The organism is Massilia solisilvae, assembly GCF_024753215.1.
GTDB lineage: Bacteria > Pseudomonadota > Gammaproteobacteria > Burkholderiales > Burkholderiaceae_D > Telluria > Telluria solisilvae.
Genome location: NZ_JANUGV010000001.1, coordinates 1,121,089 through 1,135,471, shown reverse-complemented (window position 1 = coordinate 1,135,471; position 14,383 = coordinate 1,121,089). Strand labels below are relative to the sequence as shown.

The following is a 14,383-nucleotide window of genomic DNA, read 5'->3' as shown; positions in this document are numbered from 1 at the left end:
AAGGAATGCCATGACCAGTAGCGACAAGCAGCAGCCGGCCCAGTGGCACGGCGCCCGGATGGACTTCAGCTCGGCCATGAGCTACGGCGACTACCTGGGCCTGGACCAGATCCTGAGCGCCCAGCACCCGCTCTCCCCCAACCACAACGAGATGCTGTTCATCATCCAGCACCAGACCAGCGAGCTGTGGATGAAGCTGATGCTGCACGAAATGCAGGCCGTGCGCACGCAGATCCGCGCGGGCGAGCTGCAGCCGGCGTTCAAGATGCTGGCGCGCGTGGCGCGCATCATGGACCAGCTGGTGCACGCATGGGACGTTCTGGCCACCATGACACCGCCGGAATACACGGCGATCCGGCCTTACCTTGGCGCGTCCTCGGGCTTCCAGTCCTACCAGTACCGCGAGCTCGAATTCATCCTGGGGAACAAGAACCGCCACATGCTGGCGGTGCACGAGAAGAACCCCGACGTGCATGCCGCGCTCGAGCGCGAGCTGCTCGCGCCGTCGGTGTACGACGAAGCGGTGATGCTGCTGGCGCGTAGCGGCTTTGCGATCGCGCGCGAGCGGCTCGAGGGCGACTGGACCCAGCCGACGCAGGCTGACGAATCGGTCAAGGCCGCATGGCTGGAAGTGTACCGCGAGCCCGAAAAGCACTGGGCCCTGTACGAGCTGGCGGAAAAGCTGGTGGACATGGAGACGTCGTTCCGCTTCTGGCGCTTCCGCCACGTCACCACCGTGGAGCGCATCATCGGCTTCAAGACCGGCACCGGCGGCACCGCCGGCGTGAGCTACCTGCGCAAGATGCTCGACGTGGTACTGTTCCCGGAGCTGTTTGCGCTGCGCACGGCGCTTTAGGAGCGGCAGTCGTAGGGTGGGTGCCCGGCGTCGCGTCAAAAACAGGTGCTGTCCGCGTGAAATGTTGAAAGTAATCCGTCGTTCCCGCGGAGGCGGGAACCCATGCTGCGTTTGTATCGCTGCGGCCCTTGCGCGAGCCGCGTACCTGCGCGGGGACGACGTGTAGCAGTGCAATAAAAAACGGCCGGGCATCGCTGCCACGGCCGTTTCGCTTGCTGCGATAAGGCTTACTTCGCCGGCGTCGCCAGCAGCATCTCGTTCAGGCGCTTCACGAATGCCGCCGGGTCCGAGAGGCTGCCGCCCTCGGCCAGCATCGCCTGGTCGAACAGGATGTGCGACCAGTCCGCAAAGCGCGGGCTTGCCGCGTCCTCGTACTTCAGGCGCGTCACCAGCGGGTGGTTCGGGTTGATCTCGAGGATCGGCTTGGATTCCGGCGCTTCCTGGCCGGCCGCCTTGAGCATGCGCACCAGGTTGCCCGACAGCTCGTTCTCGTCCGCCACCAGGCAGGCCGGCGAATCGGTCAGGCGGAAAGTCACGCGCACCTCCTTGGCTTTCTCGCCCAGCACGCCCTTCATTTTCTCGACCAGGTCCTTGTACTGAGTCTCGGTCTCTTCGTGCTCTTTCTTTTCGGCCTCGTCCTCGAGCTTGCCCAGGTCCAGGCCGCCCTTGGCCACCGACACCAGCTCCTTGCCCTCGAACTCGTTCAGGAACGACAGCATCCACTCGTCCACGCGGTCGGTCATGAGCAGCACTTCCACGCCCTTCTTGCGGAAGATCTCGAGGTGCGGGCTGTTTTTGGCCGCGTTGAAGCTCTCGGCGGTCACGTAGTAGATCTTGTCCTGGCCTTCCTTCATGCGGCCCACGTAATCGGCCAACGACACGTCCTGCACGTCGCTGTCGTTATGGGTCGAGGCAAAGCGCAGCAGCTTGGCGATGCGGTCCTTGTTGGTGAAATCCTCGCCGATGCCCTCCTTGAGCACCTGGCCGAACTCGGTCCAGAAGGTCTTGTACTTGTCCTTCTGCTCCTGCTCGTCCGCATTGGCCATCTCTTCCAGCATGCCCAGCACGCGCTTGGTCGAACCTTCGCGGATCACGCGCACGTCGCGCGACTCCTGCAGGATCTCGCGCGACACGTTCAGCGGCAGGTCGGCCGAGTCGATCACGCCCTTGATGAAGCGCAGGTAGGTCGGCATCAGCTGCTCGGCGTCGTCCATGATGAACACGCGCTTGACGTACAGCTTGATGCCGCCGCGCTTGTTGCGGTCCCACAGGTCGAACGGCGCGTGGCTCGGCACGTACAGCAGCTGCGTGTACTCGCTGCGGCCCTCGACCCGGTTGTGGGTGTAGGCCAGCGGCGGCTGGAAGTCGTGCGAAACGTGCTTGTAGAACTCCTCGTACTGTTCCCTGGTGATGTCGGACTTGGAGCGGGCCCACAGCGCGCTGGCCTGGTTGACGGTCTCGAATTCGTCCTTGAGCACGGACTCCTGCTTGTCCTTGTCCCACTCTTCCTTTTGCATCTCGATGGGGATCGAAATGTGGTCGGAGTACTTGCGGATGATGGACTTGAGCTTCCAGCTTGATAACAGCTCGTCCTCGCCTTCGCGCAGGTGCAGGATCACGTCGGTGCCGCGGTTCGGCTTGTCGATCTGCTCGACGCTGTAGTCGCCCTCGCCGGTCGACTCCCAGCGCACGCCCTGCGCCGCGTCCACGCCCGCCCGGCGGGTGTTCACGGTGATGCGGTCGGCCACGATGAAACCCGAATAGAAGCCGACGCCGAACTGGCCGATCAGGGCCGCGTCGGCCTGCTGGTCGCCCGAGAGCTTGCTGAAGAATTCCTTGGTGCCCGACTTGGCGATGGTGCCCAGGTGCGCGATCGCTTCCTCGCGGCTCATGCCGATGCCGTTGTCGGAAATGGTGATGGTACGGGCCGCCTTGTCGAACGTGACCTTGATCTTCAGTTCGTGGTCGTTGCCGTACAGGGCGTCGTTGTTAATCGCCTCGAAGCGCAGCTTGTCCGCCGCGTCCGATGCGTTGGAAATCAGCTCGCGCAGGAAGATCTCCTTGTTCGAATACAAGGAATGGATCATCAGGTGCAGCAGTTGTTTAACTTCCGCTTGGAAGCCAAGAGTTTCTTTTTCGGCAACAGCCATGTTTTCCTCGTGGTAATTTCGGGTTAAACGGACCGTTGCGATATGGGGATGGCAACAGCGGTTTCAAGGGGTGTTTGCACGCGAGAAAGACGAATGTCCTAGAATTGCTGTATTTACCACGGAGACAAGATGAGCAAAGATCCAAAAGACGTCGTGCGCCGCTATGTGGACGCCTTCAACCGCGGCGACCTGCAAGGGCTGGGCGCCCTGTTCACCGAGGATGCACAGATCCAGGGCGTGATGGGCAAAGGGGTATTCGAGAAGGTGTCGCCGATCTGGCGCCAGCTGATCGAGGGCTACGGCATGCAGCTGCGCATCGAAGAAATGGTCGCCGAGGGCAACACGGTGGTGGTGCGCTTCACCGAGACCGGCACCTTCAAGGCGAGCGCCTTCGGTCACGAGCCGACCGGCAAGTCCTACGAGCTAGTGGCCATGGAGTGGTTCGAAGTGGACGGCGACAAGATCACCCGCCGCTGGGGCGCGCGCGACTCGGCCGCGCAGGCGCGCCAGCTCGGCATTGCCTGAACGCTCGCCGCCAAATCCTATTACCTGGGACGTAATCGCCACACCGCGCCGATCTCCGGAGAATGGCTTGCATCGACAACCCGTTCTCAAAGGAGATCACGATGGACAGCGCAAATCGCATCGCCGAGCAATACCTGCAAGCCTGGAACGAGCGCGACCCGGTCGCGCGCCGCGCGCAGGTCGCCCGGGTTTTCACGCTCGAGGCCACCTACACCGACCCGATGGCGGCCAGCAGCGGCCACCTGGGCATCGACGCGCTGATCGGCGCGGTGCAGGACAAGTTCCCGGGCTTTCGCTTCGAGCTGGCCGGCCAGCCGGAAGGCCACCACGAGGCGGTGCGCTTCTCTTGGACGCTGCACGCGCCGGACGGCGCGGCGGTGGCGCGCGGCACCGACTTTGGCCTGCTGGACGGTGACGGGCGCCTTGCCAGCGTCACCGGCTTCCTGGACAACGTGGCGTAAGGAGGCTGCCATGCTTGCCACCTCCCGCCCCAACACGATCCGCGCCGCGGACGGCACCGAACTGTTCTACCGCACATGGGGCGAGGGCCGGCCCGTGCTGTTCGTGGCCAGCTGGTCCATGCCCTCCGAATCGTGGCAGTACCAGATGATGCACCTGCTCGACCGCGGCCTGCGCGTCATCGCCTTCGACCGGCGCGGCCACGGCAGGTCGGGCGATCCGGGCCGCGGCTACGACTTCGACACCCTGGCCGACGACATCGCCGCCGTCGTCGAGGCGCTCTCCCTGCGCGGCGTGACGCTGGTGGGCCACTCGATGGGCTGCAACGAGATCGTGCGCTACCTGGCGCGCCACGGCACGGCGCGGGTCGCCCGCGCGGCGCTGCTGGGCACGGTGACGCCTTACCTGCCGCAGGCGCCGGACAACCCGGACGGCATCGACCAGGCGGTCTTCGACACCTTCCGCAACGACGAACTGGCGCGCGATTTTCCGCAGTGGGTGGACGACAACATGGTGCCCTTCGTGTTCGAGGAAACGCCGCAGGGGATGAAGGGCTGGATCCGCCAGCTCGCCTTCACCGCCTCGCTGCACGCGCTGCGCGAATGCCATGCCGCGCTGACGCACACCGACTTCCGGGCCGACCTGCCGCGCATCGACATTCCGGTACTGCTGATCGCGGGCGACGCCGACGCCACCTGTCCGCTGGAACTGACGGCCAAACGCAGCGCGGCGCTGCTGCCCAACGCCACGCTCAAGGTGTACGAAGGCGCACCGCACGGCATGTTCATCACCCACATGGACCGGGTCAATGCCGACCTGCTTGAATTTATCGGGCAGTAGGCGCGAGAATGGCTGCCACAACCGCGAAGGGGACACGATGGACACCGCCACCAGGGCGCCTGCCGACCAGTATTTCAGCGACTTTGCCGCCGCCCTGCGCTACTGGCGCACCAAGCGTGGCTTTTCCCAGCTGCGGCTGTCGGCCGAAAGCGGCATTTCGCAGCGCCACCTGTCCTTCCTCGAAAGCGGCCGCGCGCAGCCAGGCCGAGAGCTCATCCTCAAGCTCGGCATCACGCTCGATGTGCCGCTACGGCAGCGCAACGTGATGCTGCTCGCAGCCGGCTTTGCGCCCGCGTACCAGGAACGCAACCTGTCCGATCCCGAGATGGGCGCGGTCAAGCAGGCGCTCGACTTCATGCTGCGGCAGGCGGCGCCCTACCCGGCGCTGGTGGTGGACCGGCTGTGGAACCTGGTGATGGCCAACGAACCGGCGGGAGCGATGATGCGTTGGTTCCTGGGCATGCCGGCGCACGCGCCGATCCCGCGCGACGGCTCGGTCAACGTGATCCGGCTCACGCTCGACCCGAACGGCCTGCGGCCCTGGCTGGCCAACTGGGAGGAAGTCGGCGCCGACCTGCTGCAGTGGGTGCAGCGCGAGGCGATGGGCGACGGCCCGGGCAGCGAAGCGGCCGCGCTGCTGGCCGAGCTCACCGCGCTGCCGGGCATGCGCGAAGCGTCGGCCGCACCCAATCTGGACCGCCGCGCCCTGCCCTTCCTGCCGCTCACGCTGCGCAAGGACGGGGTCGAGCTGAACCTGTTCACCACCATCACCACGCTCGGCACCCCGCACGACGTGACCGTGCACGAATTGCGGCTGGAGTCATTTTTCCCGGCCGACGAGGCGAGCGCCGACTGGTTCAGGCAGCGCCCCGGCACCGCTTCGTAGCGTGCCGATTGCGATCAGCGCGCAAGCTCGCGCTGCAGGAAGCGCCAGACGGTGGGCTCTCCCAGCGCCGCAATGTTCAAGCGCATGAAGGTTGAAGGCAGCTGGCTCGGCGAAAACAGGCTGCCCGGCGCGAGCAGAATCCCCTCGGCCATCGCCCGCTCGGCCAGCACGTTCGTATCGCGCCCGGCATCCGCCCACACGAACAGGCCGGCAGGCGGCGCGGTCGGCACATGCAGTCCGGCCGCCTCGATCTCGCGCAGCGCCTTGGGCCGCGCCGCGTCCAGCCGCGCGCGCAGGCGGTCTGCGTGCTTGCGGTACACGCCCTCCGACAGAATCTTGTACACCACCCGTTCGGTCAGCTCGCTGGTGGTCAGCGTGGACAGCATCTTGCGGTCGGTGAGCCGCTGCGCGCGCTCGCGCGAGGTGGCGATGAACCCGACCCGCAGGTTGGCCGACATCGATTTGGAGAACCCGCCCAAATAGATCACCTGTTGCAGCTGGTCGAGCGCGGCCAGCCGCGTCACCGGCTGCGTGGGCGCGCCCGGGTGCAGGTCGCAATAGATGTCGTCTTCGACGATCGCAAAGCCGTGCTCCTGCGCCAGCCGCAGCACCTGGAACGCCTTGGCGGCCGACAGCGAGGTCGAGCTCGGGTTGTGCAGCACCGAGGTGATGATGCACAGCCGCGGCTTGTGCTGCGCCGCCAGCGCCGCGAGCTGGGCGATGTCCGGCCCGTCCGCCAGGCGCGGGATGCCGATCACCTTCAGCCCCTGCATCGAGAGCGAGCCAAACATCAGGAACCATCCCGGATCGTCAACGAACACGGCGTCGCCGTTCTGGCACAATTCGCGCGCGACCAGGTCCACGGCCTGGGTCACGCCCACGGTGGTCACGATCTGATCCGGCTCGGCCGCGATCTCGAGTTCGGCCAGCTTGCGCTGCAGCTGCTGGCGCAGCGGCAGGAAGCCGGCCGGGGTGCCGTAGGCCAGCAGGCCATGGCTGTTCTGGCGGCCGATGGCGCGCAGCGCGTTCGACACGGCCGGGCCGTCAAGCCACTCGGCCGGCAGCACGCCCGAGCCAGGCGAAAACTGCGGCGGCGCCTGGCGGAACAGGTTGCGGATCAGCCAGACGACATCGAGCGGCCGGCCCGCGACACTGGCCTCGGCCGGCTGGCGCTGCGGCGCCAGCGGGGCGCGCTCGCGCACGAAAAAGCCGGCCCCGCGCCGCGATTCCAGGTAGCCCATCGCCACCAGCCGGTCGTAGCTGTTCACCACCGTGAACGCCGACACGCCATGCGCCTTGGCGAACTGGCGGATCGACGGCATGCGTGCGCCGCTCCTCAGGTGCCGGTCGTCGATGCGCGCCGCCACCGCGCGCACGATCTGGTCCGACAGCGATTCTCCCGATTCGCGCGACAGCGGCGCGCCCAACGCTTGCCTGATCTCGTCCATGTGAAGTAGTCGCCCGGGTGTGCTGGTCATTTCGCCAGTACAGCCCGACAACTATCCGATAAAGTGTACTGGGACTGTATTGGTATTTACGGCTAGGATACCTGTACAGCCACTCCCCCGCAACCACCCATGGAACTGCCAAGCCTATCCGAACTCGAGCAAGCCGCCGCCATCGTCTATTCGGTGATCCAGCCGACACCCCAATACGCCTGGCCCTTGCTGAACGAGGAGCTGGGCGTGGAGACCTGGGTCAAGCACGAGAACCACACGCCCACCGGTGCGTTCAAGGCGCGCGGGCCGCTCGTCTACATCGACCGGCTGCTTGAGCGCGAGCCCGGCGTCAAAGGCGTGATCGCGGCCACGCGCGGCAACCATGGGCAGTCGGTGGCGCTGGGCGCGCGCCGCAACGGCCTGGTAGCGACCATCGTCGTCCCGCGCGGCAACAGCGTGGAAAAGAACGCGGCCATGCGCGGCTTCGGCGCCACGCTGGTCGAGCATGGAAGCGATTTCAACGAAAGCCGGGAGCACGCGCTGGCCCTGGCCGAGCGCGACGGCCTGCACATGGTCCCGTCCTGCCACCCGGACATCGTTGCGGGCGTGGCGAGCTACTGGCTCGAACTGTTTCGCGCACAGCCGGGCATCGACCTGGTGCTGGTGCCGATCGGCCAGGGGTCCGGCATCAGCGCCGCCATCGCGGCGCGTGCGGCGTTGGGGCTGGATGTCCAGATCGTCGGCGTGGTCTCGGCCCACGCGCCCGCCTATGCGCTGTCGTTCGCGGCCGGGCGCAGCGTCGATGCCCCGGTGTCGACCGTGCTGGCCGACGGCGTGGCCTGCCGCGTGCCGGAGCAAACCTCGCTGGACCTGATCCTGCGCGAGGTGGACGACATCATCACCGTCACGGACGACGAGGTGGCGCGCGCGATGCGCCTGTATTACACCTGCACCCACAACCTGGCCGAGGGTGCCGGGGCGGCCGCGCTGGCGGGCGCCCTGCAGCTGCGCGACCAGGGCCGGCTGCGGGCGCGCCGCCTCGGCCTGCCGCTCACCGGCGGCAACGTGGACGCGGCGGTGTTCGGCGCCATCCTGCGTCAAGCGTAACGGCTGCGAAGGCAGGCCCGGGGCAGGTACAATATCGCTTTTGCATCAACCCTCAACCCAATGGAACAGCACATGTCCGTCTACGACAAGCTCAAAGAACTGAACATCACCTTGGTCGCGCCGGCAACCCCGGCCGCCGCCTACGTCATGTACGTACAGACCGGCAACCTGGTCTTCATTTCCGGCCACATCGCCAAGAACGCGGACGGCACCCCGAACACGGGCACCTTGGGCAAGGACAAAACCACCGCCCAGGGCCAGGAAGCGGCGCGCGCCGTGGCGATCGACCTGATTGGCACCCTGCAGGAAGCCTGCGGCGGCGACCTGGACCGCGTCAAGCGCATCGTCAAGGTGATGAGCCTGGTGGCCTCGACCCCGGACTACAACGAGCAGCACCTGGTCACCAACGGCTGCTCCGAGCTGCTGGGCGAGGTGTTCGGCGATGCCGGCAAGCACGCCCGCTCGGCGTTCGGCGTGGCCTCGCTGCCGCGCGGCGCCTGCGTCGAGATCGAAATGATCGTGGAAGTTGCTTGATTGGCAACCAAAAAAAGCACGTCGTTCCGGCGAACGCCGGAACCCATGCCGAGTATGAAACGGACGCGCCGCGTGCGCGCAAGCTCAGCATGGGTCCTGGCCTGCGCCGGGACGACGGAGCCAGTTTGCAGCGCATTGCCTGCAGTGCGTAACTAACCCGGGCCGGAGCCCACCAGGCGCCGGCCTTTTCCCGAGCCTGCTTATCCAGCGTGGCTTATAATGGCCCAGCACCACCTGCGGTCCCTTCTGTGAGATGAGTATGAAAATCGAGAATCCCAATCCCATCCAGTGGCATTTTTCGGAACGCGCCCAACAGCTGCAAAGCTCGTTCATCCGCGAAATCCTGAAAATCACCCAGCGCCCGGAGATCATTTCCTTTGCCGGCGGCCTGCCCTCGCCCGCCACCTTCCCGGTGGAGCGCATGAAAGAGGCCTACGACAAGGTCCTGACCGACAACGGCCGCGTCGCGCTGCAGTACGGCCCCACGGATGGCTACCCGCCGCTGCGCGAGTGGATCGCCAACTATCTCTCCACCGGAGGCTCGAAGATCGTCCCCGAGCAGATCCTGATGGTCTCAGGCTCGCAGCAGGCGCTTGACCTGCTGGGCAAGGTGCTGATCGACGAAGGCAGCCGCGTGCTGGTCGAAACCCCGAGCTACCTGGGCGCGCTGCAGGCGTTCTCGGTGTACCGCCCCGAATTCAAATCCGTGCAGACCGATGACCATGGCCTGGTGCCCTCGTCGATCGAGGCGGTGGCGCAAGGCGCACGCCTGCTGTACTCGCTGCCGAACTTCCAGAACCCGACCGGCCGCACGCTGTCGATCGAGCGCCGCCGCGAGCTGGTCGAGACCTGCGCCCGCCTGGGCCTGCCGCTGATCGAGGACGATCCGTACGGCGCGCTGTCGTACAAGGGCGAGCCGCTGCCGCGCATGGTGGCCATGAACCCGGACGGCGTGATCTACATGGGCTCGTTCTCCAAGGTGCTCACCCCCGGCATTCGCCTGGGCTATGTGTGCGCCCCGCTGCCGCTGGTGCGCCGCCTCGAGCTGGCCAAGCAGGCGGCCGACCTGCACACCGCCCAGATCACCCAGATGGTGGTGCACGAGGTGGTCAAGGACGGCTTCCTCGAACGCCACATCCCGACCATCCGCGAGCTGTACGGCAACCAGTGCCAGGTCATGCTCGACGCGCTGGCCGAGCACTTCCCGGCCGAGGCCACCTGGACCCGCCCGGAAGGCGGCATGTTCATCTGGGTCACCCTGCCCAAGCAGATCGACGCGCTCAAGCTGCTCGACCAGGCCATCGCGGCCCGCGTGGCCTTTGTCCCGGGCGCGCCGTTCTACGCCAACGAAGCGGCCACCAACACGCTGCGCCTGTCGTTCGTGACGGTGCCGCCGGAGCGCATCCGCGAGGGTGTCGCCATCCTCGGCAAGCTGATCAAGGACATGCTGTAAGCTTGATCTCCCCGCGCGGACGCCACCCGGCGTCCGCCGCCTTCCCCGCGCCGCTACCGGCGCCGCAACAATTCCCTATCAGTTCTTATAGGTTGCCCGCCGCACCGGGTTTCGTCGCGGTATGATTTTCTCGACGCAAAACCAACGGCTGAGCGAGGCAACGGCATGGCGGTCCTGGCGACAGAGTCCACTGCGCGGCAAGCGACGGTGCTGGTGATCGACCAGGCGCCGGCATGCCGCGACGCGCTGCGCACCCTGATGCAGGACCACGGCTACCGCGCACTGGCCGCCGGCAGCGGCGAGGAAGGACTGGAGCTGGCCGTGCGCGCCCAGCCCGACCTGGTGCTGCTGGAGCTGGCCTTGCCCGGCATCGACGGGCTGGAAACCTGCCGCCGCCTGAAGGCCGATCCCGCCACCTCCACCATCCCGGTCATCTTCGTCAGCTCGCGCGCGGGCACGGAAGACATCGTGGCCGGCTTCGAGGCCGGCGCGTCCGACTACGTCAGCAAGCCAGCCCGGGTGGCCGAACTGTGCGTCCGCCTGCGCGCCCAGCTCCAGTCCAGGCGTTCGACCTGGGCGCTGGAGCGCGCCGCCATGGCCGACCCGCTCACCCTCATCGCCAACCGCCGCCACTTCGACAGCTTCCTGGAAAAGGAATGGCAGCGCGCGCTGCGCAGCGGCGCCCCGCTGTCGCTGCTGATGCTCGACGTGGACCATTTCAAGCTTTACAACGACACGTTGGGCCATGCCGCCGGCGACGCCTGCCTGCAGCAGGTTGCCGGCGTGCTGCAGCGCCACGCGGCGCGCGCCACCGACCTGGCGGCGCGCTACGGCGGCGACGAGTTCGTGGTGCTGTTCGGGGAAACGCCGGCCGAGGCGGCGGCACGGCTGGCCGAGGCGATCCGCGCGGACGTCGAAGCGCTGCACATCCCCAACCCGCGCTCGCCTGGTTCGAACTGGGTCACGGTGAGCACTGGCGTGGCGAGCGTGCTGCCCGCGCGCCATGGATCACTGCGCGGCCTGCTGCTGGCGGCGGACCGGCGGCTTTACGAGGCCAAGCAGGCCGGTCGCAACCGGGTGGTAGCCACGGCGCCGGTCGAGGTGGCAGAGCCGGGCTAGCCGCGCGCCGGACCGCGCTTTTTCCTGATACGCACCACTACCCGCACCACGTCGTCCACCGTCGGCACGATCGCGAGCAGGCACAGCAGCGCCGCCAGCGGCACGGTCGAGATGAAGCCCATGCGCGAAAAACCGACCGCCCCGGTCACGCCGCCGGCAAAAAAGCAGCACAGCAGGCCGCCCAGCACGCGCAGGCGCTCGCGGTTGGCCATCACCATCGGCAGGTTGCGGTCTGCGTTCCAGTAGGCCAGCTTGCCCAGTTCAATACCAATGTCGGTCACGATGCCGGTCATGTGGGTGGTGCGGATCTCGGCGTGCGACAGCTTGGTGATGACCGCGTTCTGCAGCCCCATGATGAAGCACAGCAGCATGACGGTGATCGGGATGAACAGCCCCTGCACGCTCTGCAGGCGCGCCCCCAGCACGCCGAACAGCAGCAGCAGCACCGCCTCCAGCAGCAGCGGCAGCGCGTATTCGCTGTACAGGCGCTGGCGGCGCACGTAATTGACCATCACGGCGGTGCAGGCCGCCCCCAGCACGAACGAGACGATGGCGCCAGCCGCGTCCAGCACCAGGTCATAGCCGCCCAGCGCCAGGTTGTCGGCCATGGCCGACACGATCCCGGTCATGTGCGACGTGTACTGCTTGACCGCCAAAAACCCGCCCGCGTTGGTGGCCCCGGCGACAAAGGCCAGGGTGAACCCGAGGTGGCGGTTGGCGCTGACGGTGCGTCGGTGGCCGGTAAGGCTTCTCGCGTAATTGATCGGCACGGCTGAATCTTCTTTGGTGACGGCGTTCTGAATCCGTACATCTTACTGCAAATCCACACCAACAAGGGGGCCGTTGGCCCGAACTTATCGGCGCTATAATTAACAAACCATCCGCATGCCCAAGATCCGGTACCAGTCGTGAATCCAAACCTCGAGAAGCTCCACCCCTATCCGTTCGAAAAACTGCGTCAACTTTTCTCCGGCGTCGTGCCCAATCCCGGCTATGCGCCGATCAGCCTGGGCATCGGCGAGCCGAAGCACCCGACACCCGCATTCATCCAGAAAGCCCTGGTCCAGAGCCTGGAGGGGCTGGCGCACTATCCCAGCACCCACGGCGGCGAGCCGCTGCGCGCGGCCATCGCCGGCTGGATCGAGCGCCGCTACGGCGTGCCCACGCTCGACCCGGCCACCATGGTGCTGCCGGTGAACGGCTCGCGCGAGGCGCTGTTCGCGTTCGCCCAGTGCGTCATCGACGGCAGCCGCCCCGGCGCGCTGGTGGCCTGCCCCAACCCGTTCTACCAGATCTACGAAGGCGCGGCCTACCTCGCCGGCGCCGAGCCCTGGTTCGTCAATTCCGAGCCGGCCCGCAATTTCGGCTGCGATTACGAAAGCGTGCCGGCCGACGTGTGGGCGCGCGTGCAGCTGCTGTACGTGTGCTCGCCGGGAAACCCGACCGGCGCCACCCTGTCGCAGGCCGACTGGAAAGCACTGTTTGCGCTGTCGGACCACTACGGCTTCGTGATCGCGGCCGACGAATGCTATTCCGAGATCTACCACGGCGCCACGGCGCCGCTGGGCGCGCTGGAAGCGGCGCACGCGCTCGGGCGCAGCAGCGGCGAGCGGCCTTACCGCAACCTGGTCGTGTTCTCCAGCCTGTCCAAGCGCTCCAACGTGCCAGGCATGCGCTCGGGCTTCGTGGCTGGCGACCCGGCCATCCTCAAGCGCTTCCTGCTGTACCGCACCTACTGCGGCGGCGCCATGTCCCCGCCGATCCAGGCCGCGTCGATCGCGGCGTGGAACGACGAATCGCACGTGGTCGAGAACCGCGCGCTGTACCGCGAAAAATTCAACCTCATCACCCCGCTGCTCAAGCCGGTGATGGACGTGGAACTGCCCGACGCCGGCTTCTACCTGTGGGCCGACGTGCGCCGCACCGGCCTGTCGGACACCGAGTTCGCACGCGGCCTGTACGCCGAATATAATGTGACGGTTCTGCCCGGCAGCTTCCTCGCGCGCGACGCGCACGGGGTCAACCCCGGCCGCAACCGCATCCGCATGGCCCTGGTGGCCGGGGTGGACGAAGGACTGGAAGCGGCCAACCGCATCGTCCAGTACTGCCAATCGATTCGCGCCTGACGCCGGGCGCACCAGCATTTTCAACTTGTAGATCCATCATGACCCAACAACTCCAGACCCTCATCGACACCGCGTGGGAACAGCGCGCCGAGATCAACGCATCGTCCGCCAGCGCCGAACTGCGCGACGCCGTCGCCCACGTGCTCGCCGGCCTTGACGACGGCAGCCTGCGCGTGGCGCAGAAAGAAGCCGGCGGCTGGCTCGTGAACCAGTGGATCAAGAAGGCCGTGCTGCTCTCGTTCCGCCTCGAGAACAACGTGCCAGTGGCCAGCGGCGACATCCAGTTCTACGACAAGGTGCCGACCAAGTTCGCCAACTACAGCGCCGAGGACTTCGCCAAGGGCGGCTTCCGCGTGGTGCCGCCGGCGGTGGCGCGCCGCGGCAGCTTCATCGGCAAGAACGTGGTCCTGATGCCGTCGTACGTGAACATCGGCGCCTATGTCGATGAAGGCACCATGGTCGACACCTGGGCCACGGTCGGCTCGTGCGCGCAGATCGGCAAGAACGTGCACCTGTCCGGCGGCGTGGGCATCGGCGGCGTGCTCGAACCGATGCAGGCCAACCCCACCATCATCGAAGACAACTGCTTCATCGGCGCGCGCTCGGAGATCGTCGAAGGCGTGATCGTCGAAGAGAACTCGGTGATCTCGATGGGCGTGTACATCGGCCAGTCGACCAAGATCTACAACCGCGAAACCGGCGAAGTGAGCTATGGCCGCATCCCGGCCGGCTCGGTCGTGGTGTCGGGCAGCCTGCCGTCGGCCGACGGCAAGTACAGCCTGTACTGCGCCGTGATCGTCAAGCAGGTGGACGCCAAGACCCGCGCCAAGACGGGCATCAACGAGCTGCTGCGCGGGTTCTGACGCCTGCTGAACGCGTGGGCAGAAAA

The 14,383-nt window shown here is 66.6% G+C and carries 14 protein-coding genes; 11 read left to right on the top strand and 3 right to left on the bottom strand.

Features of this window, described 5'->3' with window-relative positions:
• Positions 1-10: 10 nt before the first annotated feature.
• Positions 11-856: a tryptophan 2,3-dioxygenase gene (gene kynA / locus NX773_RS05095; RefSeq protein WP_258855257.1), complete on the top strand. Its 846-nt coding sequence runs from the start codon at positions 11-13 to the stop codon at positions 854-856.
• A 227-nt stretch (positions 857-1,083) separates the two neighbouring features.
• Here the strand turns inward: kynA and htpG are convergent, their stop codons facing one another.
• Positions 1,084-3,006 (bottom strand): molecular chaperone HtpG, encoded by a 1,923-nt coding sequence (htpG, locus tag NX773_RS05090; RefSeq protein WP_258855256.1) that lies wholly within the window; start codon positions 3,004-3,006, stop codon positions 1,084-1,086.
• A gap of 129 nt (positions 3,007-3,135) precedes the next feature.
• Between htpG and NX773_RS05085 the strand changes: the two genes are divergently transcribed.
• The 4 genes from NX773_RS05085 (at position 3,136) to NX773_RS05070 (ending at position 5,716) form a co-directional block, all read left to right on the top strand.
• Complete coding sequence (locus tag NX773_RS05085) at positions 3,136-3,531, top strand: ester cyclase (protein ID WP_258855255.1); 396 nt, start codon at positions 3,136-3,138, stop codon at positions 3,529-3,531.
• 101 nt (positions 3,532-3,632) lie between these two features.
• Complete coding sequence (locus tag NX773_RS05080) at positions 3,633-3,992, top strand: nuclear transport factor 2 family protein (protein ID WP_258855254.1); 360 nt, start codon at positions 3,633-3,635, stop codon at positions 3,990-3,992.
• A 10-nt stretch (positions 3,993-4,002) separates the two neighbouring features.
• Positions 4,003-4,830, top strand: a complete 828-nt coding sequence (locus tag NX773_RS05075; RefSeq protein WP_258855253.1) for an alpha/beta fold hydrolase — start codon at positions 4,003-4,005, stop codon at positions 4,828-4,830.
• Between the two features lie 37 nt (positions 4,831-4,867).
• Positions 4,868-5,716 (top strand): helix-turn-helix domain-containing protein, encoded by an 849-nt coding sequence (locus NX773_RS05070; protein WP_258855252.1) that lies wholly within the window; start codon positions 4,868-4,870, stop codon positions 5,714-5,716.
• A gap of 14 nt (positions 5,717-5,730) precedes the next feature.
• On the opposite strand, the gene NX773_RS05065 is transcribed toward NX773_RS05070, so the two are convergent.
• On the bottom strand, positions 5,731-7,164 hold the full coding sequence (locus NX773_RS05065) for an aminotransferase-like domain-containing protein (RefSeq protein ID WP_258855848.1): 1,434 nt from the start codon (positions 7,162-7,164) through the stop codon (positions 5,731-5,733).
• A 129-nt stretch (positions 7,165-7,293) separates the two neighbouring features.
• Here NX773_RS05065 and NX773_RS05060 point away from each other — a divergent pair, with 129 nt between their 5' ends.
• From NX773_RS05060 to NX773_RS05045, 4 genes are all read left to right on the top strand, one after another.
• Complete coding sequence (locus tag NX773_RS05060; RefSeq protein WP_258855251.1) at positions 7,294-8,262, top strand: threonine dehydratase; 969 nt, start codon at positions 7,294-7,296, stop codon at positions 8,260-8,262.
• Between the two features lie 72 nt (positions 8,263-8,334).
• Positions 8,335-8,796 carry a RidA family protein gene (locus tag NX773_RS05055; RefSeq protein ID WP_258855250.1) on the top strand — a complete coding sequence of 154 codons (462 nt, stop codon included), beginning with the start codon at positions 8,335-8,337 and terminating at the stop codon, positions 8,794-8,796.
• 259 nt (positions 8,797-9,055) lie between these two features.
• Complete coding sequence (locus tag NX773_RS05050) at positions 9,056-10,249, top strand: aminotransferase-like domain-containing protein (protein ID WP_258855249.1); 1,194 nt, start codon at positions 9,056-9,058, stop codon at positions 10,247-10,249.
• A gap of 165 nt (positions 10,250-10,414) precedes the next feature.
• Positions 10,415-11,368, top strand: coding sequence for a diguanylate cyclase (locus NX773_RS05045; RefSeq protein ID WP_258855248.1), 954 nt, complete (start codon positions 10,415-10,417; stop codon positions 11,366-11,368).
• On the opposite strand, the gene NX773_RS05040 is transcribed toward NX773_RS05045, so the two are convergent.
• A complete protein-coding gene (locus NX773_RS05040; RefSeq protein WP_258855247.1) occupies positions 11,365-12,138 on the bottom strand; it encodes a YoaK family protein in 774 nt (257 codons plus the stop codon). The genes NX773_RS05045 and NX773_RS05040 overlap by 4 nt on opposite strands.
• Positions 12,139-12,276: 138 nt before the next feature.
• Here NX773_RS05040 and dapC point away from each other — a divergent pair, with 138 nt between their 5' ends.
• Complete coding sequence (gene dapC, locus NX773_RS05035; protein WP_258855246.1) at positions 12,277-13,494, top strand: succinyldiaminopimelate transaminase; 1,218 nt, start codon at positions 12,277-12,279, stop codon at positions 13,492-13,494.
• Positions 13,495-13,532: 38 nt separating this feature from the next.
• Complete coding sequence (gene dapD, locus NX773_RS05030) at positions 13,533-14,357, top strand: 2,3,4,5-tetrahydropyridine-2,6-dicarboxylate N-succinyltransferase (RefSeq protein WP_258855245.1); 825 nt, start codon at positions 13,533-13,535, stop codon at positions 14,355-14,357.
• Positions 14,358-14,383: the final 26 nt, after the last annotated feature.